This is a genomic window from Legionella worsleiensis, assembly GCF_001467535.1.
Lineage (GTDB): Bacteria > Pseudomonadota > Gammaproteobacteria > Legionellales > Legionellaceae > Legionella > Legionella worsleiensis.
Genome location: NZ_LNZC01000003.1, coordinates 100,614 through 121,515, shown reverse-complemented (window position 1 = coordinate 121,515; position 20,902 = coordinate 100,614). Strand labels below are relative to the sequence as shown.

The window sequence follows — 20,902 nt, the reverse complement described above, 5'->3', positions numbered from 1 at the left end:
CTAACTTTTTAATTAGGTTAATTAATTCAAGTATATACTGCTCTGCGATAAATTTGCGATATTTTCATGAGAGATTAAGAAAATTATAGACAGAGCAAGCGGTTGCCTGATGCAAACTAAGGCATTTTAATCAAACGGTTTCGTTCAAATTTGTATACACCACTGACATGAACAAAACGGCTGATATTATCCAGATTTAAAGTTTTATCTTTTAAACTGAGCAACATTTTACCCAATTTATCAACAGGCGCTTTATCTGCCGAAAGTGATAAAATATCCGATTGATTGATATACACTGCAACATACGCTTCATTCTGCTTGTTTTCTTTTGTTTTTAACAACGCCTTGATATCGGCTTCATCAGCGTAAATAGGTCTGGAAATCATCTGTTTGGGCAGATTGCTAATTATCTTTTCCCATGATTGGAGGACTGCTCCATCAGAGGAATATAAGGAAATGTAAATTTCCTGTTGACCGCTGCGCAGTGCAATACGGTTTGCCAAATGAGACTCTGCCTTAAGTTGCGCCCGACTACTGGCTCCTAACTGATTTAAAAATCCATCGCGAATTTCAATTAAGTTTTTACCGACAACTTTTAAAAAGTTGGATTTATCCCATGGGCCTGTATCTATGGCCTCATTAAGGGACTTTAAAATTTCTTCATTTTGTTCGTCTGATAATCTGTCTTTCATAAATTTATAACTTTGGTTTCAGGGCAAAATGCCCCATTATTAATTAAGCATATGAAAGAAGTATAACAGTATTTACAAAAATCAATGAGAAGAATTCGACTAATAAGCAGTTTAGAAGCCAAAAGATCTATGCGGTGTATTTACAGATTCTTCAAGTTCATTAGGTTCAGATTGTGGCAATTTAGCATTGGTGTGTTCCAAGCCGTTCTGAACGTCTTGCATGCACTTTGCCAAAAGCTTTACTGCTGCCTGATAATCGGCATCGTCAGGCCTTAAACTCAACGCTCTGTTCGTTTTTTGATGTAAATCTTCAATAGGGCGCAAAACCTCCTGATGCACATATTCAGAGGCAACACCTGCTTTTTCGTTTGGCATATTAATGTGAAAACCGTAACGGTTTGTATATTTTAGATTGTCATCGCTTGCATTTGACATTCAGAAACTCCTACACATAAATCTTTATAAGGGTAGTCTAGCAAACTAGAATACAAAAAATGGCTGTTTTTTAGATAACTTTCGATTTCTTTACAAATAAAGTCAATATACTGTTAATCATACATTAATTCATCCAGGGGAGTGTAATCCCGACTTGGCCCGCCTTGGATCAATTCGTTGACGACATCTGTCATGCACAACAAACGCAACACATTAGGCGTCACCTCATCAAAAACGACACGTAGACCCAGTAGTGCTCCTTCCGTCTCATCAAAAGTAGCACCTAAACCATATCCCAAACACAAAGAACACAGTTGATCAGCTCGCCTCACTATGGCTGGCAGCAGACCTGTATCGGCAAAAACCTCATCGTAGCTGACAAAACGGTCATTTAAATAAAATTTGGCATTTAATCCTGCGGCTATCATTCCCATACACTTGCTGATATTTCGTTCCATTTATCTCCACCATGGCTGTGATGATTTAACGGATCCGGCGAGGATACTTCTCATCCATCGCAAAAAAACAGGTATGGTAAACCCATAATGCTCAACAATACCAAAAAATACAGCAGAGATGAGCACCAAAATCCCGGTCCAAACCCTGATGTGCATTAAAAACAAAAAAATTGGAAATGCGGCTCGAGCATCAACAATAAAAAAACGTGCGCTTCGTGCCGAATCACGCCAATGTGTTGTTGCAGAAAAATCCCCTGCCATACTTAAACCTCAAGAACCGTTCTCTTAAGAAAAGTATATACCGAAATATTCGCTTTAGCACCAGACTTATTTGAATATTTCAGCCCTTACGCATTAAGCGATAACCCGATTTTATTCCATAGGAGAATAGTCTTTACCTAAATTTGCTTTCAAACTGTTGATAAGTACTTGTTCCATGTCAGAAGCAGGCTTGGGTTTTGGAGTGGATGTGTATTGGTTCGCGATGTCGCCTGATTTGGTGGGGTCTAACGTAAATACCGTATTGGTATCTGGGGATTTATTTATCCCTTGCATTTTTTCCAACATTTTTGAAGTGCTGTTAACCACTGTAAACTCGAATCGAAAACATGATTAAAAAATATAATAACACAAACACATTAAGAAATTATTAACAATTTTTTGCACCCTAAGTGTTTTTTATCCCAAGCCAGCACCGCACTTCACGCATCAGTGTATAACGAACCAAGTACTCGGCCTTTTTCGTCGATATGGTCTTTAAGCGTCATAACCAAAGTATGCGCTGTTGGGGCATCGTATGGCACAGGATGGTACAAAGAATGCCAAATACCTTGGGGCCAGAGACTGTCCGTGACATCACGGGCAACAACATGAACGTGCAACTGTGATACAACATTGCCAAGAGCGCCTACATTCAACTTGTCTGGCTTAAAATGTGCCTTGACCAGAAGAGAGAGCTGATTAATCTCTTCCATGAGCACCTGGCGTTGCTCTTTGTTTAACTGGTAAATTTCTTCAATATTATCCACCCTGGGAACCAGTATAAACCAGGGAAATTGAGCTTCATTCTTTAGAAAAACTCGTGATAAGGGCCAATCACCAAGAATAAAACTTGTGGATTGAATTCGGTCATCAATTCTAAACAAATAAATTCTCGTATCAATGTTGTATCATTTATTGTACCAAAGCAGACAAGACAAATTAAATAAGTCGTCGATAAATTTTAGCAAACCTATTGAGTAATGATCCCATTTTAAGTAATGTTGAAATGGCCTGTTAAAAAACGGGCGGTTATCAATTGTCATTTAAGGACGAATGCAATTGCTCAGTTGACTTTCAACGGTCAACTGACGATTGATAAGCTTTAGCAAAAGGAGGATTCATGGCTAGAGGCGAAGTCAAATGGTTTAATAATGCCAAAGGTTGGGGTTTTATTATTCCTGAGGGTGGTGGTGAGGATATTTTTGTTCATTTCTCATCCATTCATGGTACTGGTTATAAAACATTGGTTCCTGGTCAGACAGTTACCTACGATATAGAAAATGGCGAAAGAGGTCTGCACGCTTCAAACGTTATTGCGTTAACTGAAACGACTGTAGAAGAAATGGCTTAATTTAAGCTCTATTTCAACTTTAGCGCAGCGGCGTAATTAACTTTTATGCTGCTGCGACCATAGTTTTCTAAGAATATTTTTTTACTCAGGTTTCATCGCACCAAACCTTACCATCAATCAGCGCAAAAAACTCAATAACAGTCTTCTTAAATGTCATCCCTAACCCTAAATAGTAAAATCCGAGTATTCTTGCTTTGTAACAATCATCTATCGTTCATAGAATGTTCATCCCGCCCCCAGAGCTATTAGGTAAAATTGGACTATAATTTAAAAAACAGGCTATTTGTTCCAAGAAATGAAACATCAAAGGCTCAAGTAAAATGGAGACGGACTGATGAGTGTTTTTCGACCCGTTAAAACCGGACATTCATGCGCAAAAGACCCTCTAATCGCTGCAAAAGAACTTCATGAGGCAGTGTCTCAGCCGGACATAGAGCTCGTGGTATTTTTTTGTTCAAGTCATTATGATCTGGGGGCACTTGCGAATGCACTCAATTCAGTATTTCCATCCGAACAGGTCATAGGATGTACAACTGCAGGCGAAATTGGTCCCCAAGGTTATTTAGAGCATACCCTTTCAGGTATGAGTTTTTCTGCACATGGTTTTAAAGTCGCGACGGGATGCATCAATAATTTACATCGTATGGATCTTGAAAAAAGCCAACAATTTGTCAATACCTTACTGCAACAATTGGAAGTTAAAGCACCAGACACCTCACCCAGAAACAGTTTTGCTTTTTTGATGATAGATGGCATGTCCCTACAAGAGGAACCAACCGCACGCATGTTCCAGAATGCTCTTGGCGAAATGACTCTTTTTGGGGGTTCCGCCGGCGATGATCTCAATTTCAAACAAACCTGGGTATTTTCAAATCACGCTTTTCATACCGATAGTGCTGTACTTACCTTGGTAAATACAACCTATCCGTTTAAGGTCTTTAAAGCACAGCATTTCGTCGGCTGCAATGAAAAACTGGTCGTTACTCAAGCAGACCCCTCACGGCGCATAGTTTATGAAATTAATGGTTATCCGGCAGCAGAAGAATATGCACGTCATGTAGGTACGAAAATGACCGAGCTTGACTCCATGCAGTTTTCTGCAACCCCTGTTGTCATTCGCATCAACGGGGTTGATTATGTCCGCTCAATTCAAAAGGTGAATCCTGATGGCAGCTTGACCTTTTACTGTGCGATTGACAATGGATTGGTTTTTATGGCGGCGCATGGAGTTGATCTGATAAAAAATATTAAAGAAACATTTCAGGAAATTGAAGCCGAAATAGGTAAGCCGCAGCTGATTCTAGCCTGTGATTGTGTGTTGCGTAATCTGGAAATGCAACAAAAAGGCTTAAAGAAAAAAATCGAACAATTATTTAAAAAAAATAATGTTGTAGGTTTCAGTACTTATGGTGAGCAATTCAGAGGGGTTCACATCAATCAAACTCTGACCGGATTGGCCATTGGTGAATTACGGACGAAAAACGATGACTGATTCACCACTGATACCTCAAGATGAACAAGAACTTCGCAACGAAATTGCCAGGCTCAATAAAATTATCAAAGCATTAATTAGTAAAGCAGAACAAGACATGAATGCCCCAAGAACAGAATTTGGGGTATTTCAGGATACTATTATCCTGGAAGATAAAATAAGAACTCGTACCCAAGAGTTAGAAACAGCACTGCAAAATAATGCTCGAATCACCAGAGCCCTGCAAGAAGCAAAAAAACAGGTCGAATTAAGCGAGCATTATTTGCACGACATCACATCCGCTCTTGGGGAGGGCATAATCGTCATCAATAAAGACATTTCAATTGAGTTTGTCAATGAAGCCGCATGCAAAATGTTGGGTTATACGGAAGCTGAAATGTTGGGAAAGAATGCTCATTACCTGTTGCACCACTCATCTCATGATAAAACCCCACTTCCCATAGAACGATGCAGTAATGTTAAAGTTATAGAAACGGAACAACCCTACATTAGCGATGATGATTACTATTGGCGAAAAGATGGCACCTGTTTTCCGATATCCATTATTACAACCCCTGTACGATTGAGAGGAAATACCACCGGCGCCATTCACGCATTCAGAGACATTACCGAATCGATCAAAGAACGCACTCGTCTGCGTGAAATGCAATCAGCAATTGAACAAAGTCCTGTTTCTGTTCTAATTTTTGATAAAAATGAAACCATTGTTTACGTTAATCCTCAGGTTACAAAATCAACGGGATATACCAAAGAAGAACTGCAAGGTAAAAAAATACATATTTTTGAAGGGCATCTTACCCCCGAAAATTCCTACAAAGAATTGTGGCATACCATCTTGTCCGGAAACTCCTGGAATGGAGAACTTCTGTATTGTCGCAAAGACGGCAGCCAGTTCTGGCAGTCGTGGAACATTGCTCCAGTATTTGACGTACGCGGCGTTATTCAACATTATGTAAGCGTAGGAGAAGATATTACCGAGAAGAAGAAGCTGCATTCTTTGCTTCAGGAAATGTCTTACATGGATGGATTAACCGGGATTGCGAACCGCCGCCGATTTGATACCTTTTTGAGTGATGAATGGAATCGTGCAATCCGCAACAAAAAACCTCTGGCCATTATTATGACCGACATCGATTATTTCAAGCGCTACAATGACAGTCTTGGCCATCTGGCTGGCGATGACGCTCTGAAACGTGTTGCTCAAGCATTAAAAACAAAACTACGCCGCAATACCGATTTGATCGCACGCTATGGCGGTGAAGAATTTGCCTGTATATTACCGGATACCGATTTGGACGGTGCGACGCTAATGGCCCTGGCGCTGCAACGTGCGGTCAATGCGATAAAACTACCACATCCCGATTCTGAAAACGGCAAATTTGTAACAATTAGCATAGGGGTTGTATCTTGCACCCCACAAAAAGGAGAGCCCATTAGTTTGCTGGATCTTGCCGACAAAGCATTGTACCGTGCCAAAACTTTAGGGCGTAATCGTATTGAAATTATAGACGCAACCCAACTTCAGTAACCTATGACACACAAGGTATGATCTCCAATACCTGCCTGTTTCGCTCACTGCTAATTTGCCAAAACGCCATATGAATTTTCAGGTTCAGCATTTAAATCGCTTGGTAGTTGCTCTTTTTCTCGTCCCAAAAGCCTGAGCGCTTTCCCGGACAGGACATAATTTTCAATGTGTTCCAAACTCATATTTTTGGTTTCGGGCATATAAAAATAGGTATAAATCAGTCCAAGAAAACAAATGCCGGCATACAAAGCAAAAGTATAATCAATACCTAACAGTTTTTGTAGAACAGGAAAACTAAAAATAACCAAGGTGTTAAAAGTCCAATTACTCATAGCCGATAATCCCATACCCGCACCACGTACATGCAAAGGAAAAATCTCTGCCATTGCTATATGCGGTATAGGGCCAACGCTTATAGCAAAAGAAAAAATATACACGGTCAGGCACACTACAGACAAATAAGGCAACCACGCCACCTGATTTATGGAACACAGGCATAAGGCAACAAGACTGCAGCATGTTCCGGCAAAACCGGCGAGTAACAGCTTGCGACGCCCGACTTTATCAACACAAACAAGAGCAATGATCGTCACAAGCAGATTAACCAATCCTATACCCATAGTCGCTAATATCTGACCTGCTGTACTGTTTATCCCTAAATTTTTAAAAATTTCAGGAGCAAAGTAAATCACAACGTTGATACCGCTGAGCTGTTGCAGACAAAATAAGACCATTCCGAGCATTAACACGGGCAACAAAGGTTTCTTGAATAATAAAAGCCAACTTGTTTGCTTGGGCTCTTTTGCCAAGGTCTGTTCAATTTCCATAAGCTCATGCTCTATATCCAGACTCTGGCGCAGTTTTTTTAATGCCTTCACAGCACCATCACGTCGTCCTATGCTGTATAGCCAACGTGGCGATTCAGGCAGAAACAAAATACCAATACTCAACATCAAGGCAGGTACTGCGCTGGAAGCAAACATAATGCGCCAGGCCTGATGCTCAATCAACAAATAATTAACCGAATAGGAGCAAACGATGCCCACAGTCATCGCTAATTGGTACATTGCAACTACCGCTCCCCGAGCTTCAATCATTGCAGTTTCAGCCAGATACAAAGGGGTCATTACTGACGCCATGCCTATGGCAAGTCCAAGAATCAATCGAGATAAAACCAGAAAAGAGATTGAGCAGGCAAGTCCTGCACCCAAAGCACCAATGAAAAACAACAATCCGGCTACAGACAATAAAGAGCGTCGACCAAATCGCTTTGCTCCTTTTGATGCCATAAACATACCGATGAGCAAAGAGCCGAATAGTGCGCCACAAGGTAAAGCCGAAGCCATAATACCAATATGCGTGGCCGTCAAATCAAAATGATTTTGTACCAGATCCAGGGAACCGGCAATAATTCCCTCATCATAACCAAATAAAAATCCAGCCAAAGAACCAATAATTGCGACCATCCAAGCCATAACCCACTCCTTAAATCAATTTTTGCAATACGCCTGAAACGACATCAGTTTTTGCAAAGACACCATTAATGTCCTCTAAAGTCATCATCACCCTACCGAGCATCAGAAGCTGTTAACGAGAGGCATAATTGGGTGATATGCGACCATGCGTTATTCTCTATTGCCTCTTCTGGAACTACCCATGAGCCACCAACACAACGCACATTAGGTAAAGAAAGATAATCTCTATAATTCACCTCGTTGATACCACCTGTAGGACAAAAACAGGCCTCCGGGAATGGGCCATAGACAGCCCGTAACCATGAAACACCGCCCACCGCAGCAGCAGGAAATAATTTAAAATGACGATACCCCAATTCCCAACCGGCCATCAGCTCAGAAACACTGGCAACCCCTGGAATCAAAGGAATTGAGGATTGCTGTCCTGCGGCCAACAGCGCCTGCGTTTGTCCTGGGCTGATAGCAAAACACGCACCAGCCTGAGTAACTAAACGCAATTGTTCAGGGTGAATCACCGTCCCTGCGCCAATTAGGGCATCAGGAAAAGTTTGGGTCAATAATTCAATGGCATCCAAGGCAGCGGGAGTTCTTAACGTCACCTCCAATACCTTGATTCCGCCAGCCAGTAATGCAGAAGCCAAAGGTATGGCCTTATCCAAATTTTTTATCACAATGACAGGTATAACCGGTGAGGCAGAAAAAACCTGCTCTGCGGAACGATCATCACGAAACGACATCGTATTCTCCTTGGATTGAGTAACGCAAAGATGCGGCAGCTCCCAATATTCCGGGTTGTTCTGCGGTAATCACATAAGTAGGAATGAGGGCATTAAAAGCAGAAAAACGTCCTTTATCCTCAAAACACGTTCTAAAGTGACTGTGTTTCAGCAATGAAAGCAACCGGGGCACAATTCCACCCGCTAAATAAACCCCGCCAAACGCACCATATGTTAAAGCCAGATCACCAGCATAACGCCCCAAACAAATAAAAAATTGCTCCACTGTCGCCTGAGCAACTGGACAACTCTTGTTTAAAGCCAATGAAATAATGTCTGCAGCCTTTAAAGGCGCCTTATCCTGTCGGTGATAAGCCGCCAACGCATTGTACAAATTCTCCAAACCATGCCCAGAGATCAACCGCTCCAGTGATACGTGGGAATAATGATTTTTTAAATAAGTATAAATAAACCATTCTTGTTCCGAGGTTGCACCCCAATCCGCATGGCCTCCTTCACCGGCATAAGCGATATAAACTGAATGGTGAGGAACCAGGTAGGCAACGCCTAATCCGGTTCCTGCACCCAAAACCACACGGACTTTGTTCACATCCTGAAATCCTGCACCAATTTGCATCTGCTCATGAGCAGCCAAATAGGGTAAGCTCTGTGCTATGGCTGTAAAATCATTCATCACTTTAAGCTCAGTTAATTGCACGTTTTTTTTAAATTCAGCAATAGAAAATTGCCAATGACCATTGGTCATAGAAATAAAATCATCAAGCACAGGACAGGCAATAGCAATAGCAGCACGCTTAAGATGGCATAAAGCATGCTGCTTCTGATACGCAATAAATACAGACTCTGGGGTGGGAAAGGAAGCACAGGAATAAATTTCAATTTTATCCATCTGTAACGTCACTAAATTAACTCGACCAAATCGAGCAAAAGTGCCGCCAATATCCGCAACTATAGCGTAGGTGTTTAAATCATCAACGTTCATGGTGATACTGTTGTCCCTGAAACAAACTGCATGCCCCCTGCTCTGCTCCGGTAAACTGAGCCCTTAAACTACCAAAAAGCTCACGCCCCATCCCCTGCATGCTTTGCGGTGAAGAAGGCTTTGCATCCATTCGCATGGCTAAAACAGCATCATCAACCAACAGCTGCACAATACCCTGCTCACTATCGATTACCACCATATCACCTGTTTCTATTTTAGCAAGGAGCCCACCATCCAAAGCTTCTGGGGTTACATGAATGGCGGCAGGTACTTTACCCGATGCGCCTGACATTCGACCGTCTGTAATTAATGCCACGTGATATCCTCTGTCCATTAAAATCCCCATCCTGGGAGTTAATTGGTGCAGCTCCGGCATACCACAGGCTTTAGGCCCTTGAAATCGAACCACAACCACACAATCTTTGTTTAATAATCCTTCATGAAACAAACGCTCAAACTCTTCCTGGCTGGAACAAACAACAGCAGGCGCTTTAATGACGCCTTTACCTTGGGCTATTCCTGAAGTTTTGATTACAGCTCGTCCTATATTGCCGCTTAAAACGGTTAATCCCCCTTGAGGTTTGAATGGACGGGACACTGAAGTCAATACATCCGTATTGGCTGATTCTTCAGGGCCATCCACCCAAACGAGTTGATCATTATCTAAAAGGGGTTGTCGTGTGTACTTATCCAAACCAAAACCAACCACGGTATTCACGTCTTGGTGAATCAAACCAGCATCCAGCAACGTGCGGATAAAATACGCCATTCCACCAGCCTGTTGAAAATGATTAATATCTGCTTGACCATTGGGGTAAATCCGCGCAATTAAAGGAGTCACTTGCGAAAGTTGGGCAAAATCATCCCAATTAATGACATAACCCGCTGCAGAAGCAATAGCAACAAGGTGCATGGTATGATTTGTTGAACCTCCAGAAGCCAGTAAGCCTACTATCCCATTGACTATGCTCTTCGCATCAATCATTTGCCCTATAGGCATGTAGTTATTTGTTAAGTCGGTTATTTGCACCACCTGAGCTGCTGCGGCTTTAGTGAGTTCATCTCTGATTGAGGTACCAGGATTGACAAAAGAAGAACCAGGTAGTTGCAATCCCATCAGTTCAATAATTAATTGATTGGAATTGGCCGTTCCATAAAAAGTACAGGTTCCTGGAGAATGATAGGATTTGGCTTCTATATCCAATAATGCGCTCTTGTCTGCTTTTCCTTCAGCATACAACTGACGCACTCTGGCTTTTTCCTGATTGGGTACACCAGAGGGCATGGGCCCTGCTGGAACAAATACGAAAGGTAAATGCCCAAAACTTAAAGCAGCCATCAACAAACCGGGGACAATTTTGTCACATATGCCCAATAACAAACCGCCATCAAACATGTTGTGCGACAAAGCAATGGCGGCTGACATGGCAATGACATCTCGGCTTAGCAAGCTTAATTCCATGCCAGGCTGCCCCTGTGTAATGCCATCGCACATGGCAGGAACCCCACCAGCGAACTGAGCAACGCCACCAGAAGCCGCAACCGCATTTTTAATTATTTCAGGAAAAGAGACATAGGGCTGATGGGCGGACAATAAATCATTATAAGCAGAAATAATGGCAATATTGGCTTTTTTTAAACCTCTTAAATTGGTTTTATCCAATTTGGCACAGGCAGCAAATCCATGCGCCAGATTACCGCAATGAAGAGTGCTGCGGTGTGGTCCTTTAATTCGTGCCTTGGCAATTCGTTCCAGGTACATATCTCTGGTTTGCGTACTACGCTTTATTATATTTTGTGTAACCTGCCCTACAACATGGTGCATATCAGTTCCTTAACGAGGTGCATACATGACCTTAACTGTTACATTCTGATTATTAATAAAAGCACTTATTGGCATGACCTGCGGATCAGTATTGATCAATGCCTGGGTTAATACGGTACGTTTATTATCGCCAATCAGGTAAACAAAAATCATTCGGCTGTTTAACAATCGCTTTTTAGACAGGCTGATTCGCTGATGCGGTGCGGTTTTAGGATGAATCACCTGCACCGATTGCGCCTGTTCATCAAGCGCTGACGCCAACTCATCACTACAGGGAAATAATGATGCCGTGTGACCGTCTTCACCCATCCCTAAAATTACGGCATCAAAAGTCGGTAGCGCATCTATCTGAGCTGTTACAAAGCGAAGATTTTCTGCCAGGGAACTCTGTTCATCATACAAACTGATAAACCTTGCCTGATGCGCCTTTTCACGTAACAGCAGGTCAACCACCAATCGTTCATTACGAGAGGAATCATCACTAGCAACACAACGTTCATCCGCCAAAGTGATTATGACTTTATCCCAAGGTAGCTCTTTTTTTGCCAACAACTTAAAAAACGCAACTGGCGATTTACCGCCAGAAACCACAAGATAGGCTTTGCCCCTCAAAGCAATAGCCTGGCATAAAATCTGTTGAATTTTATCAGCCAAGTCATGGTTTAACAGGTTTTGATCGCTAAAACTATAAAATTCCATTCGTGTCATCCCAAATGTGTGCCTGCCCATCAAATAAGGCTCTTACTGCTTCAGGCCCCCACGTTCCCGACGGGTAAGGGTGTAATGGGACACGCACGGCATCCCATGAGTTTTTTATGGCGTCTATCCATTTCCAGGCTTGTTCTATTTCTTGACGACTGACAAATAAATACTGATTGCCTAACATCACTTCCAGAAGCAGCCTTTCATAAGCGTCTGCAATACGTGGGGTGTTAATGAACTGATTAAAATTCAGATCCAGTTTGCTTTCCGCCAAAGATAAATTTTCTTCAAGGCCGGGCACTTTGCTCATAATACGCAACTCAAGACCTTCGTCCGGCTGTAATCGTATAATCAACTGATTTGGCGGAACTTCCTTTTGAAATTGATTAAAAATATTGTGTGGTTGATGTTTAAAATAGATAACAACCTCACTTTGTTTTTTTGCCATTCGTTTACCAGTAAGTAAATAAAATGGGACACCAGACCAACGCCAGCTGTCAATGTAAGCCTTAATTGCCACAAAGGTTTCGGTGACCGAATGCGTGTCAGCGCCCGACTCCTCCAAATAGCCCTTGAGTATTTTATGATGCACTAAATTCCCGGTATATTGGCCACGCACTGTATGATCCAAGACATTAGTTGCATTGATTAATCGCAATGATTTCAACACTTTTAATTTTTCGCTGCGAATATCTTCAGAAGAAAGGCTCAATGGTGGTTCCATAGCGACCAAAGATAAAATTTGCAACACATGGTTTTGCAACATATCTCGTACTTGCCCGGAATGATTGTAATAGTCCCAGCGTCCCTCCACACCTATTTGTTCTGCTACAGTTATTTCAACTTTATCTATAACTCGATGATCCCAGTTAGATGAAAACATTGAATTAGCAAAGCGTAACACCAGAAGATTTAAAACAGTCTCTTTACCCAGATAATGATCGATACGATAAATTTGATCTTCAGAAAAAAACTGCGCCACCTGATCATGAATTTGCCGAGACGAGGCAAGATCATGGCCAATGGGTTTTTCTAACACGATTCGAGAGGACTGTTGGGTTAAACCAATGTGAGCCAATCCGTGACAAACCTGGGTATATAGAAACGGAGGGATAGCAAAATAGGAAATAACTGTTTTTAATGATGGGCTAATCAATTCTTTTAATTTTTGATAACCCTCGATTTCAGTTAAATCCAGGGAACAATAACTAAGTTTGGCGCTAAATCGAGTCCAGACCGCCTCATCTATCACTTCAGTTAACAGCGCTTCGACTCGATTGCGAAGTAAGGCAACACATTCTGCTGTCTGAAGTGGCTCTCGTCCACAGCCTATGATTCGGGTTTGGCGATGAAGCAAGCCCGCACACTCCAGGTGATACAGTGCTGGCAACAATTTTCGACAGGCAAGATCGCCCAAAACACCAAATAAAATTAAATCACAAGGGCTATGTGCCGCTGCATTTTCCTGCATGTGTTATCCTAAACATAATAATGACCTACTGTTCATATCAGGAGCAATCAAAACGTCACTAATTCATATCGTTTTGATTTATTGTGAACACTAGAGGCGTCCCTGGTAAAACAAAAAACCTCGGCATCACCATCCAGACCAGATGACTCGGAATGATAATCGAGACTTAACGAATTGCTTGATTGTACATTACTGTATTCATGCGTCAATCCTGAATCCCCTAATGTGAATCCAGACACATGCAGTCTAGTGCAATTTAATTACTGCCATCTCCAACGTGATGAAAAACTGCCAGAAATGATGCAGAGGAAAAAAAGGGAGCACATTGCAAAACACAAATTTTGTGCTATATCAAATAAATAGACTTTATTAATTAAATTTCAACATACTGAAAGCACCATAAACAGAAGATCATCATTAGGAGCAAATAATGCTTAATAAACGATTTTCAGAACGACTTAACAAAGAGCTTGATAGTATTGGAGTTCCTGAAGCTACCCCTGAACGCATAGAAGTTCTTGCCAAATTAATCAAAATACCCAAATTTAAAGCCGAGGCATTGCTGAACGGCATTACAAGCCCAGATGAACCGGTATTACAAATACTGGCTCAAGAGCTTGAGGTTAATGCGGACTGGTTGCTGGGTAAAAGCGATTCAAAATCAGGGGCACACTGAATACCTATCCGTGAAAACGATGGTTTAAGCTGATCGGTTTTGCGTGTTTTTCTATATATTCGATAATTTTGCCGGCAATGTTAATGCCAGTTGTCTTTTCTATGCCCTCAAGTCCAGGTGATGAGTTAATCTCCAAAACCAAGGGGCCATGGTTTGAACGAATCAAGTCTACACCTGCAACTTTTAAGCCCATGGTTTTTGCCGCACTGATGGCAATTGCTCGCTCCTGAGGGGATAATTTTACTTTAACACCTTTACCACCCTGGTGCACATTAGCACGGAACTCCCCTTCTTTTGCCTGACGCTTCATAGCGGCAACGACTTTTTCACCAATTACAAAGCAGCGTATGTCTGTTCCTCGAGATTCTTCTATAAATTCCTGAACCAGAATATTGGCATGCATTTCTTTAAAGGCATTAATAATACTCACCGCAGACTGGTGACTATCAGCCAGAATAACCCCCTTGCCCTGAGTACCTTCCAGTAATTTAATCACCAGAGGCGCACCACCAACCATATGGATTAAATCCTCAGTATCATCAGGCGATTGAGCAAAACTGGTTAAAGGCATGGGTATCCCTTTGCGTGCCAGAAGCTGTAAGGAGCGAAATTTATCTCTTGAGCGTGAAATCGCTATAGATTCATTCAGAGTGTACATGCCCATAGTTTCCATATGGCGCAAAACCGCCGTTCCATAATAAGTAGTTGATGCACCGATTCGTGGAATCACCGCATCAAACTGAGGAAGTGAAGCCCCCCCCCTATAGTGAACTTTAGGATTTGAAGCCGCAACATTCATATAACAATACAAGGGATTGATGATTTTAACTTCATGACCAGCCGCTTCCCCTTCCGTTTTTAAGCGCTTGTGCGAGTACAAATGTGGGTTAGTGGCTAAAATTGCAATTTTCATGAATCAATGGTTCCTCAATTATTTTTTTTAAATATTAAATAAAGCCTAGCTTAAATAGTTTAAATTCTCATCCCGATTTAACGAGACCAAAGAATGAAACAGAATACGCAGTGAATTTATCAGGCTGAACTGCTACATCAAAGATGTCTGTTATACCGCTAGGAGACTAACAACATATAGTCCCTAGCTAATAAGTTTGCATGATGTGGGGTGGTAAAAAAGGCGTTTAATTCACCCTGGGGATTAAACAGCATGACCGCTCCGCTATGTTGAATATCATAGTTAGCAGAATCACCACTGTCTTTGTTGATTATTTTTGCATACGCTATACCCATTTCTCGGGTCATGGATTTGATAGTAGCTTCGTCTCCTCGTGCGCCGTAGAATGAATGGTTAAACGAATGAACATAACCGCTCAATTTAGCCAGACTATCCCGTTCAGGATCTATGGAGATCATGACTACTTTAGGTAATTTCTTAACCCCTTTTTCCTCAAGAATGCGATACATTTTACCTAACTCAGCCATGGTCGTTGGGCAAAGATAACCGCAATTGGTAAACCCAAAAAAAATCAAAGTCCATTGACCTTGTAAGCTGTTGTTATCAAAAGGAGTATCATCCGTACCGGTCAAACTGAATTGATTGATGGGTCTGGGATTTTCAAGATAGGTTCCATGAAATTGAGCCACGTCAATTTTCTTCTTAAAATGCAGATGTTGTGAGACAAAAATACCAGTGAATAAACTGGCCAGGGCCAATAAAATGGTAACAGTTAAAGTAACACCTTTTATTTTAATACTCATTTTAACCCCTTAAAGATAGTGATCTATCAATAAAAAAACAAACAACACCATCAAGTACACAATAGAAAATCTAAAGGTTTGCATTGCAACGACAGGTTGCTCGGTATTATATAGTTTGTGTGCCCAAAACAAAAATCGAGCACCCAGCAATACGGCTCCTGCCAGATAGAAAAGACCGCTCATGCCTACAACAAAAGGCAAGATACTCACCACTAACAACAAAATTGTATACAAATAAACATTCAGTTTGGTGAATTGTATACCATGTGTTACAGGGAGCATAGGGATTTGAGCATGTTGGTATTCTTCATATCGATAAATCGCCAAAGCCCAAAAATGCGGTGGTGTCCAGGTAAATATAATCAATACCAGTAGAAGGGCTTGAGGATCGAGTTGATTGGTCACCGCAGTCCAGCCCAATAACGGAGGTGCAGCACCTGCTAAACCGCCTATTACTATGTTCTGTGATGTTGCCCGTTTTAAATATCCGGTATAGACACCGGCATAACCGATTAGCGTCACAAAAGTAAGTAGTGCGGTTAATTGATTGACAAAAAAACCTAAAACAGACAAACCCGTAACACCGATAATTACAGCAAATGCAAGTGCCTGAGCAACCGAAACACGGCCGTGAGCAACTGGTCTTTTCTTAGTTCTGGCCATAATGGAATCGATGTGTCTGTCCACCAAATGATTTATGGCTGCAGCACTCCCCGCACACAAACCAACGCCAACAAGCGTTAAGGCAACCAAAGACATTTCAATCCAACCAGGAGCAGCCAGGTACATACCAACAATTACTGTTAACAACATCAGTAGCACGACCCGCGGCTTACAAAGCTCTATATAATCACGCCAATCGGCACTTGGCTGGGTCACCAGCTCAGCAGTCATAATCCAACCCCTTTCGTGTAAAGTGCAACAAGTTAAAAACGGTAGCCAATAACAATGCTGCAACTCCATTATGAGCAACTGCCACCGACAAGGGCAGTAAGTACAGTACGTTCAAAACCCCAAGGCAAAATTGAACGGTCACCAAAACAATAAGAATCAAAGCGCCAATTTTCAAATATCGTGAATGGGACTTCAGCAAAATCAATAATGACAGCAGCATAATATAGGCGGCAGTCAGCACAGCCCCTATTCTATGAACAAACTGGATGCTTACCCTGACCTCATTATCCAGAACACCGCCTTGATAATTAGCACCAACAGGCGCAAATAAATTAAATCCCTGAGCAAAATGCAGCTCTGGAAACCACTGGCCATTACACATTGGAAATCCAATACACGAAATACCCGCATAATTCGAACTGACCCAGCCACCCAGAGCAATTTGGCAAAAGACAATCAGTGCTCCAAGACCAATCCAAAAACGCCACTGGGTCAAATCCTGCCCTCTAAAAGAGCTGATTTGCAAGCGAAACCGACACAAACAGGTAAAAATAAGCATGCCCCCTAAAAGGTGCCCCATTACGACCACAGGCAGAAGTTTCAAAGTAACTGTCCACATACCCAAGGCCGCTTGAAAAACAACCAAAAGCATCAAAATCAACGGAACATGCCAAGGAATGAATTCCCCTTGCATTTTTTTGCGCAGCACGCTTATCCCTATAAAAAATAACAGCAATGCCAGTGAACCCGCAGCGTAACGATGAGCCATTTCAGTCCATGCTTTCCCGGTCTCAATGGGCACTTGTGGAAATTGGGTTTGCGCTTCTTGCAATCCAGCCTGAGCAGAAGGTAAGACCAGCTTGCCATAGCATCCCGGCCAATCAGGACAACCAAGTCCCGCATCCGTTAACCGGGTGTAGGCACCGAGCATAACGACAAATAAAGCGAAAAAAATACTTACTGTAGCGGCAATTCGTATCAATTTAATGTTCATGAGTTGAGTCTCTCTTCTGTTCTGTTGTACTTAAGAGCAGTTTCAAATCTTTGTAAATATCGTCAGGATTTTGTCCCGTCTTATAACTTAAAATCACATAATTATCCGGATTGGCAATAAAGACCTTGGCATCAGAAGGCAGCGAAGCCAATTTAGCCATGTCTTTAGCAGGAAGTGTCGTCACATGAATATCCTGTTCTTTAAGCAGCGGCTCTAATGCCTCTGCCGCCCCAGATGATTGCTCATCCAAAACCAGCCATTCATCCACCTGATATAATTTGCGTCCCAAAGCCAAACGGACTCGAGCCAAAATATTTAATTGCTCCAGACAACTTTTTTTACAGCCATCAGGGCTGATCAGGAGCAGACGCCATTTTGATTCACCCTCGAATTGACTTAAGGCAATAGGCTGTGCCAATAAAGTCCCTTTGTTTACCTTGGATGATCCCAGCCAGGAAGGATGCTGATAAAAAAAATAGGCAGTGACCCCTGGCGCAGCAAACATAACCGTTAACAAAAACAAAACAAAATACTTAGTGACGTGCTTCTTCATTTTTTTTCTTCAGATTGAGTGCTACGAATATAATAAAGATAACCAATGCCATGGCAAACCATTGCAGCGCATAGGCTAAATGTCGCTGCGGAGGCATGGATACTATCGCCCATTCACGCACAAATCCATATGCGTCTTGCTTGTCGAGACGAATAATAAACGGATAGACCTTTTTTTGCAAAAGGTGGCTCACTAATTTTGCATTTAAAAGTTCAAGAATTATCATTCCATGCTCTTTTTTTTCAAATTCCGGCCCTAAAACCCATTGTTTTTTCCCGGGGTAATAAACACTGCCTCTCACCTCTATTTCGCCTTTAGGGGTTATAATTGCAGGAAAAGAACGTCGGGTAATGTCGCCTGCAATCCAACCCCGGTCAACCAAAATGACCGTTCCATCACTTCGTTGTAAAGGAGACAAAACATTGTAACCAAACTGGTGTTGATAATGCTGATTATCCAGTAAAAATACATCCGGCAAGTAAGTTCCGGATAGTTGAATACGTTGATATTGTTTGGGCATAGGACTATTTCCTTGCCAAGATAAAGGCTCTTGTTTGGCCAGAGCTTCCTGAGCCATCATCATGGCTGATTTTTCATTGGCTCTATCGATTTGCCACAAACCTAGCCAAACAAAAACAAACATAAAGAAACATGTTAGAACAATCATTAACCAATTTGGGGTGAAACGAAAGCGAAAACAGGTTAAACTTGGCATAATTAATCACTTGCTCACAAAGGTTGGCTAACTTCCGACTGAAGACAGCAAATACGGGAGTATAACAAATGATCACCAAACTCTTCATCATCTTTGTAATGATAATTATTGCCGGGTCTTTGGCCAGTGGCTTTTTTTTCCTGATTAACGATGCTGGAAACTCCAAACGTACCGTTAAAGCATTAACGCTGCGAATTGGTATCTCATTGTCCTTATTTCTTTTTTTGTTTGTTGCATTCCGCTTGGGTCTTATTGCGCCGCATGGTATTTAATCACTTAAAAGAGCATGCACTTATTCGAAAAAAGACACAACACCAACTATACTCTAAGTTAAATGAATACCAAGCGACAGGAACAATAATGATGATCCTGCTTTTCTTGCTTTATTTTTTTATTGGACTGCAAATCCTTTTTAAACCGACAAAGACCATACCCATCCAGTTTATGTTGTGTTTATTATTAACCTGCATCAGTTTTAATTACCACAGCAACCTGGTGCCCTTATGAACAGATACAAGACCTTGCATCTTTGGGGTAACAGCTTGGGTTTGTTGGTGATTTGCATTATTTTAATCTTTGCATTCGCAGATCAGCTTTTGCGGCATTCGTTACCCTGTCCTTTGTGTTTACTGCAAAGAATTTGCTTTGCCGGCATAGGATTATGCCTGATGATGAATCTACGCCTTGGCATAAGAGCCTCACATTATGGCTTGATGCTGCTGCAAGCCTTATTAGGTCTTGCCATAGCGACTCGTCAGATCTTTATTCATCTAGGACCTGATACCCCAGGTTATGGAGAACCTTTTCTTGGTATGTATTTTTACACTTGGTCTGCGCTTATTTTTCTCTTCATCATTGGTTTCATCGCTATCGCCCTTCTCTTCGAACAGGGCTTAGACAGGCAATTTAAAACAACCAACAAAGGGATAATTGCTTTGACTTACCTGTTTCTTATCTTGATTCTTGCCAATGGAATCAGTACATTCTTAGAATGTGGTCCGTATGTCTGCCCGGATAACCCGACTGTCTACTATTTTTTTAAGTGATCGCCCAAGAGTTTAAGGAAGCATTATGCGTTTTTTAATAATCAGTTTTATTCTTTTTTTCAACACTGTTTATGCAGATACGATAAACAATTACATGAATATCGCAAACAACATACCGCAAATGGAAATTAAAGCAGATCCTCAGGCCCAAGCCTGGGCTCGATCAGCTCGCCATGTCCTTAATATCACATGTGAAAGCATTGCCGAGACGTTAATTCAGGCTAATGAAACAGCAAAAAACCAGGGCAAACCTATTTTTTGTTTACCGCCCGGAAAACAGCTTAATTCCATAGTCATGAACGAACTGATTCAACAAACATATAAAGAACTATCCAGCCAGCGTAGTGACAAGGATACAATGACGGTCTCGCAAGTTGCTTTACTCGGTATAAGCAAACAATTCCCCTGCCAACAAAGCCCCGCAGACAAACAAATGGCGCATGTTGCCGCCTTATTATCGCACTAAATAACCGGCACAGGAGCACTCAAACGGCATTAAACCAACTCCTGTGCTCCTGAGGCAACATCATTTTAAGCTGGGCTTAAAATTACTTGCTAAACTCTTCAAAGGCCTCTAAAGCTTCTGCGGCATACATCAAAGATGGCCCGCCTCCCATATAAACTGCCATGCCCAACATTTCCAGTAATTCTGCTCTGGTCGTTTGTAATTTAATCAACGTTTGCGCATGAAAACCAATACATCCCGGGCATTGTTTTGCAACAGCCAGAGCCATGGCAATTAATTCTTTGGTTTTTTTATCCAACACACCGTCTTTTGTTGCTGCCTGCGATAAAGCACCAAATCCGGCCATCAATTCAGGCATTTCCTTACGCAACTTACCCAATTGAGTAGTGATATCCTGTGTAATATGAGTGTATTTATCTGACATTTAAGACGC

Annotated in this window: 28 protein-coding genes; 8 read left to right on the top strand and 20 right to left on the bottom strand. The window is 41.8% G+C overall.

Translation table 11 applies throughout. The features are described from left to right. Positions 1-116: 116 nt before the first annotated feature. The 6 genes from icmQ to Lwor_RS02485 all read right to left on the bottom strand — a co-directional run bounded on the left by icmQ (position 117) and on the right by Lwor_RS02485 (position 2,730). Positions 117-692 (bottom strand): Dot/Icm secretion system protein IcmQ, encoded by a 576-nt coding sequence (gene icmQ, locus Lwor_RS02510; RefSeq protein ID WP_058492326.1) that lies wholly within the window; start codon positions 690-692, stop codon positions 117-119. 111 nt (positions 693-803) lie between these two features. Continuing rightward, entirely contained in the window at positions 804-1,127 is a 324-nt protein-coding gene (locus Lwor_RS02505; protein ID WP_058492325.1) for a hypothetical protein, read from the bottom strand. A gap of 113 nt (positions 1,128-1,240) precedes the next feature. Then, positions 1,241-1,585, bottom strand: a complete 345-nt coding sequence (locus tag Lwor_RS02500) for a type IV secretion IcmS family protein (RefSeq protein ID WP_058492324.1) — start codon at positions 1,583-1,585, stop codon at positions 1,241-1,243. Further along, positions 1,586-1,846, bottom strand: a complete 261-nt coding sequence (gene icmT / locus Lwor_RS02495) for an IcmT/TraK family protein (RefSeq protein ID WP_058492323.1) — start codon at positions 1,844-1,846, stop codon at positions 1,586-1,588. A gap of 111 nt (positions 1,847-1,957) precedes the next feature. Next, the gene (locus Lwor_RS02490) at positions 1,958-2,152 is read right to left on the bottom strand and encodes a hypothetical protein (protein ID WP_147279855.1); all 195 of its coding nucleotides are present in this window, start codon (positions 2,150-2,152) and stop codon (positions 1,958-1,960) included. Positions 2,153-2,286: 134 nt separating this feature from the next. Beyond that, complete coding sequence (locus Lwor_RS02485; RefSeq protein WP_058492321.1) at positions 2,287-2,730, bottom strand: HIT domain-containing protein; 444 nt, start codon at positions 2,728-2,730, stop codon at positions 2,287-2,289. A gap of 236 nt (positions 2,731-2,966) precedes the next feature. Between Lwor_RS02485 and Lwor_RS02480 the strand changes: the two genes are divergently transcribed. The 3 genes from Lwor_RS02480 to Lwor_RS02470 all read left to right on the top strand — a co-directional run bounded on the left by Lwor_RS02480 (position 2,967) and on the right by Lwor_RS02470 (position 6,217). Next, a complete protein-coding gene (locus tag Lwor_RS02480) occupies positions 2,967-3,197 on the top strand; it encodes a cold-shock protein (protein WP_058492320.1) in 231 nt (76 codons plus the stop codon). Between the two features lie 334 nt (positions 3,198-3,531). Then, complete coding sequence (gene nosP, locus Lwor_RS02475; protein WP_058492319.1) at positions 3,532-4,689, top strand: nitric oxide-sensing protein NosP; 1,158 nt, start codon at positions 3,532-3,534, stop codon at positions 4,687-4,689. Continuing rightward, complete coding sequence (locus tag Lwor_RS02470; protein ID WP_058492318.1) at positions 4,682-6,217, top strand: sensor domain-containing diguanylate cyclase; 1,536 nt, start codon at positions 4,682-4,684, stop codon at positions 6,215-6,217. Before nosP ends, Lwor_RS02470 begins: the two co-directional genes overlap by 8 nt. A gap of 50 nt (positions 6,218-6,267) precedes the next feature. Here the strand turns inward: Lwor_RS02470 and Lwor_RS02465 are convergent, their stop codons facing one another. The 7 genes from Lwor_RS02465 to Lwor_RS13685 form a co-directional block, all read right to left on the bottom strand. After that, on the bottom strand, positions 6,268-7,692 hold the full coding sequence (locus Lwor_RS02465; protein WP_058492317.1) for a sugar porter family MFS transporter: 1,425 nt from the start codon (positions 7,690-7,692) through the stop codon (positions 6,268-6,270). A gap of 92 nt (positions 7,693-7,784) precedes the next feature. Next, complete coding sequence (locus Lwor_RS02460) at positions 7,785-8,429, bottom strand: bifunctional 4-hydroxy-2-oxoglutarate aldolase/2-dehydro-3-deoxy-phosphogluconate aldolase (protein ID WP_058492316.1); 645 nt, start codon at positions 8,427-8,429, stop codon at positions 7,785-7,787. Continuing rightward, the gene (glk, locus tag Lwor_RS02455) at positions 8,416-9,411 is read right to left on the bottom strand and encodes a glucokinase (RefSeq protein ID WP_058492315.1); all 996 of its coding nucleotides are present in this window, start codon (positions 9,409-9,411) and stop codon (positions 8,416-8,418) included. Before glk ends, Lwor_RS02460 begins: the two co-directional genes overlap by 14 nt. Continuing rightward, complete coding sequence (edd, locus tag Lwor_RS02450; RefSeq protein WP_058492314.1) at positions 9,401-11,236, bottom strand: phosphogluconate dehydratase; 1,836 nt, start codon at positions 11,234-11,236, stop codon at positions 9,401-9,403. The genes glk and edd overlap by 11 nt, the downstream gene beginning before the upstream one ends. A gap of 9 nt (positions 11,237-11,245) precedes the next feature. Continuing rightward, on the bottom strand, positions 11,246-11,935 hold the full coding sequence (gene pgl, locus Lwor_RS02445; protein ID WP_058492313.1) for a 6-phosphogluconolactonase: 690 nt from the start codon (positions 11,933-11,935) through the stop codon (positions 11,246-11,248). Then, a complete protein-coding gene (gene zwf, locus Lwor_RS02440; protein ID WP_058492312.1) occupies positions 11,922-13,409 on the bottom strand; it encodes a glucose-6-phosphate dehydrogenase in 1,488 nt (495 codons plus the stop codon). Before zwf ends, pgl begins: the two co-directional genes overlap by 14 nt. A gap of 47 nt (positions 13,410-13,456) precedes the next feature. Further along, a complete protein-coding gene (locus Lwor_RS13685; RefSeq protein WP_147279856.1) occupies positions 13,457-13,648 on the bottom strand; it encodes a hypothetical protein in 192 nt (63 codons plus the stop codon). 191 nt (positions 13,649-13,839) lie between these two features. On the opposite strand from Lwor_RS13685, the gene Lwor_RS02435 reads away from it, so the two are divergent. Continuing rightward, on the top strand, positions 13,840-14,085 hold the full coding sequence (locus Lwor_RS02435; RefSeq protein WP_058492311.1) for a hypothetical protein: 246 nt from the start codon (positions 13,840-13,842) through the stop codon (positions 14,083-14,085). A 4-nt stretch (positions 14,086-14,089) separates the two neighbouring features. On the opposite strand, the gene rimK is transcribed toward Lwor_RS02435, so the two are convergent. From rimK to Lwor_RS02405, 6 genes are all read right to left on the bottom strand, one after another. Beyond that, positions 14,090-14,998 carry a 30S ribosomal protein S6--L-glutamate ligase gene (rimK, locus tag Lwor_RS02430; protein ID WP_058492310.1) on the bottom strand — a complete coding sequence of 303 codons (909 nt, stop codon included), beginning with the start codon at positions 14,996-14,998 and terminating at the stop codon, positions 14,090-14,092. Between the two features lie 158 nt (positions 14,999-15,156). Then, a complete protein-coding gene (locus tag Lwor_RS02425) occupies positions 15,157-15,801 on the bottom strand; it encodes an SCO family protein (protein ID WP_058492309.1) in 645 nt (214 codons plus the stop codon). A gap of 9 nt (positions 15,802-15,810) precedes the next feature. Then, a complete protein-coding gene (gene cyoE / locus Lwor_RS02420; RefSeq protein WP_058492308.1) occupies positions 15,811-16,695 on the bottom strand; it encodes a heme o synthase in 885 nt (294 codons plus the stop codon). Further along, positions 16,685-17,689, bottom strand: coding sequence for a COX15/CtaA family protein (locus Lwor_RS02415; protein ID WP_058492307.1), 1,005 nt, complete (start codon positions 17,687-17,689; stop codon positions 16,685-16,687). Before Lwor_RS02415 ends, cyoE begins: the two co-directional genes overlap by 11 nt. Next, positions 17,679-18,242, bottom strand: coding sequence for a PTS sugar transporter subunit IIB (locus Lwor_RS02410; RefSeq protein WP_058492306.1), 564 nt, complete (start codon positions 18,240-18,242; stop codon positions 17,679-17,681). Before Lwor_RS02410 ends, Lwor_RS02415 begins: the two co-directional genes overlap by 11 nt. Then, entirely contained in the window at positions 18,223-18,957 is a 735-nt protein-coding gene (locus Lwor_RS02405; RefSeq protein WP_083501559.1) for an SURF1 family protein, read from the bottom strand. The genes Lwor_RS02410 and Lwor_RS02405 overlap by 20 nt, the downstream gene beginning before the upstream one ends. A 68-nt stretch (positions 18,958-19,025) precedes the next feature. Between Lwor_RS02405 and Lwor_RS02400 the strand changes: the two genes are divergently transcribed. The 4 genes from Lwor_RS02400 to Lwor_RS02390 are packed head-to-tail and all read left to right on the top strand — an operon-like array spanning position 19,026 to position 20,469. Next, positions 19,026-19,229 carry a twin transmembrane helix small protein gene (locus tag Lwor_RS02400; RefSeq protein ID WP_058492304.1) on the top strand — a complete coding sequence of 68 codons (204 nt, stop codon included), beginning with the start codon at positions 19,026-19,028 and terminating at the stop codon, positions 19,227-19,229. Continuing rightward, positions 19,219-19,464 carry a DUF5993 family protein gene (locus Lwor_RS14290; protein WP_415582882.1) on the top strand — a complete coding sequence of 82 codons (246 nt, stop codon included), beginning with the start codon at positions 19,219-19,221 and terminating at the stop codon, positions 19,462-19,464. The genes Lwor_RS02400 and Lwor_RS14290 overlap by 11 nt, the downstream gene beginning before the upstream one ends. Beyond that, a complete protein-coding gene (locus Lwor_RS02395; protein WP_058492303.1) occupies positions 19,461-20,003 on the top strand; it encodes a disulfide bond formation protein B in 543 nt (180 codons plus the stop codon). Before Lwor_RS14290 ends, Lwor_RS02395 begins: the two co-directional genes overlap by 4 nt. A gap of 25 nt (positions 20,004-20,028) precedes the next feature. Then, the gene (locus Lwor_RS02390; RefSeq protein WP_058492302.1) at positions 20,029-20,469 is read left to right on the top strand and encodes a hypothetical protein; all 441 of its coding nucleotides are present in this window, start codon (positions 20,029-20,031) and stop codon (positions 20,467-20,469) included. Between the two features lie 82 nt (positions 20,470-20,551). On the opposite strand, the gene Lwor_RS02385 is transcribed toward Lwor_RS02390, so the two are convergent. Further along, positions 20,552-20,893, bottom strand: a complete 342-nt coding sequence (locus Lwor_RS02385) for a carboxymuconolactone decarboxylase family protein (protein ID WP_058492301.1) — start codon at positions 20,891-20,893, stop codon at positions 20,552-20,554. Between the last annotated feature and the right edge of the window lie 9 nt (positions 20,894-20,902).

What these genes read in the sequence shown, in the direction of transcription:
- pgl (WP_058492313.1), bottom strand. Translation starts at nt 11,935, where the DNA reads ATGGAATTTTATAGTTTTAGCGATCAAAACCTGTTAAACCATGACTTG.
- Lwor_RS02385 (WP_058492301.1), bottom strand. Translation starts at nt 20,893, where the DNA reads ATGTCAGATAAATACACTCATATTACACAGGATATCACTACTCAATTG.
- Lwor_RS14290 (WP_415582882.1), top strand. Translation starts at nt 19,219, where the DNA reads ATGGTATTTAATCACTTAAAAGAGCATGCACTTATTCGAAAAAAGACA.
- Lwor_RS02500 (WP_058492324.1), bottom strand. Translation starts at nt 1,585, where the DNA reads ATGGAACGAAATATCAGCAAGTGTATGGGAATGATAGCCGCAGGATTA.
- icmQ (WP_058492326.1), bottom strand. Translation starts at nt 692, where the DNA reads ATGAAAGACAGATTATCAGACGAACAAAATGAAGAAATTTTAAAGTCC.
- Lwor_RS02505 (WP_058492325.1), bottom strand. Translation starts at nt 1,127, where the DNA reads ATGTCAAATGCAAGCGATGACAATCTAAAATATACAAACCGTTACGGT.
- nosP (WP_058492319.1), top strand. Translation starts at nt 3,532, where the DNA reads ATGAGTGTTTTTCGACCCGTTAAAACCGGACATTCATGCGCAAAAGAC.
- rimK (WP_058492310.1), bottom strand. Translation starts at nt 14,998, where the DNA reads ATGAAAATTGCAATTTTAGCCACTAACCCACATTTGTACTCGCACAAG.
- Lwor_RS02470 (WP_058492318.1), top strand. Translation starts at nt 4,682, where the DNA reads ATGACTGATTCACCACTGATACCTCAAGATGAACAAGAACTTCGCAAC.
- Lwor_RS02425 (WP_058492309.1), bottom strand. Translation starts at nt 15,801, where the DNA reads ATGAGTATTAAAATAAAAGGTGTTACTTTAACTGTTACCATTTTATTG.
- Lwor_RS02390 (WP_058492302.1), top strand. Translation starts at nt 20,029, where the DNA reads ATGCGTTTTTTAATAATCAGTTTTATTCTTTTTTTCAACACTGTTTAT.
- Lwor_RS02410 (WP_058492306.1), bottom strand. Translation starts at nt 18,242, where the DNA reads ATGAAGAAGCACGTCACTAAGTATTTTGTTTTGTTTTTGTTAACGGTT.
- edd (WP_058492314.1), bottom strand. Translation starts at nt 11,236, where the DNA reads ATGCACCATGTTGTAGGGCAGGTTACACAAAATATAATAAAGCGTAGT.
- cyoE (WP_058492308.1), bottom strand. Translation starts at nt 16,695, where the DNA reads ATGACTGCTGAGCTGGTGACCCAGCCAAGTGCCGATTGGCGTGATTAT.
- Lwor_RS02435 (WP_058492311.1), top strand. Translation starts at nt 13,840, where the DNA reads ATGCTTAATAAACGATTTTCAGAACGACTTAACAAAGAGCTTGATAGT.
- Lwor_RS02480 (WP_058492320.1), top strand. Translation starts at nt 2,967, where the DNA reads ATGGCTAGAGGCGAAGTCAAATGGTTTAATAATGCCAAAGGTTGGGGT.
- Lwor_RS02460 (WP_058492316.1), bottom strand. Translation starts at nt 8,429, where the DNA reads ATGTCGTTTCGTGATGATCGTTCCGCAGAGCAGGTTTTTTCTGCCTCA.
- zwf (WP_058492312.1), bottom strand. Translation starts at nt 13,409, where the DNA reads ATGCAGGAAAATGCAGCGGCACATAGCCCTTGTGATTTAATTTTATTT.
- Lwor_RS02405 (WP_083501559.1), bottom strand. Translation starts at nt 18,957, where the DNA reads ATGCCAAGTTTAACCTGTTTTCGCTTTCGTTTCACCCCAAATTGGTTA.
- Lwor_RS02415 (WP_058492307.1), bottom strand. Translation starts at nt 17,689, where the DNA reads ATGAACATTAAATTGATACGAATTGCCGCTACAGTAAGTATTTTTTTC.
- glk (WP_058492315.1), bottom strand. Translation starts at nt 9,411, where the DNA reads ATGAACGTTGATGATTTAAACACCTACGCTATAGTTGCGGATATTGGC.
- icmT (WP_058492323.1), bottom strand. Translation starts at nt 1,846, where the DNA reads ATGGCAGGGGATTTTTCTGCAACAACACATTGGCGTGATTCGGCACGA.
- Lwor_RS02490 (WP_147279855.1), bottom strand. Translation starts at nt 2,152, where the DNA reads ATGTTGGAAAAAATGCAAGGGATAAATAAATCCCCAGATACCAATACG.
- Lwor_RS02395 (WP_058492303.1), top strand. Translation starts at nt 19,461, where the DNA reads ATGAACAGATACAAGACCTTGCATCTTTGGGGTAACAGCTTGGGTTTG.
- Lwor_RS02465 (WP_058492317.1), bottom strand. Translation starts at nt 7,692, where the DNA reads ATGGCTTGGATGGTCGCAATTATTGGTTCTTTGGCTGGATTTTTATTT.
- Lwor_RS02400 (WP_058492304.1), top strand. Translation starts at nt 19,026, where the DNA reads ATGATCACCAAACTCTTCATCATCTTTGTAATGATAATTATTGCCGGG.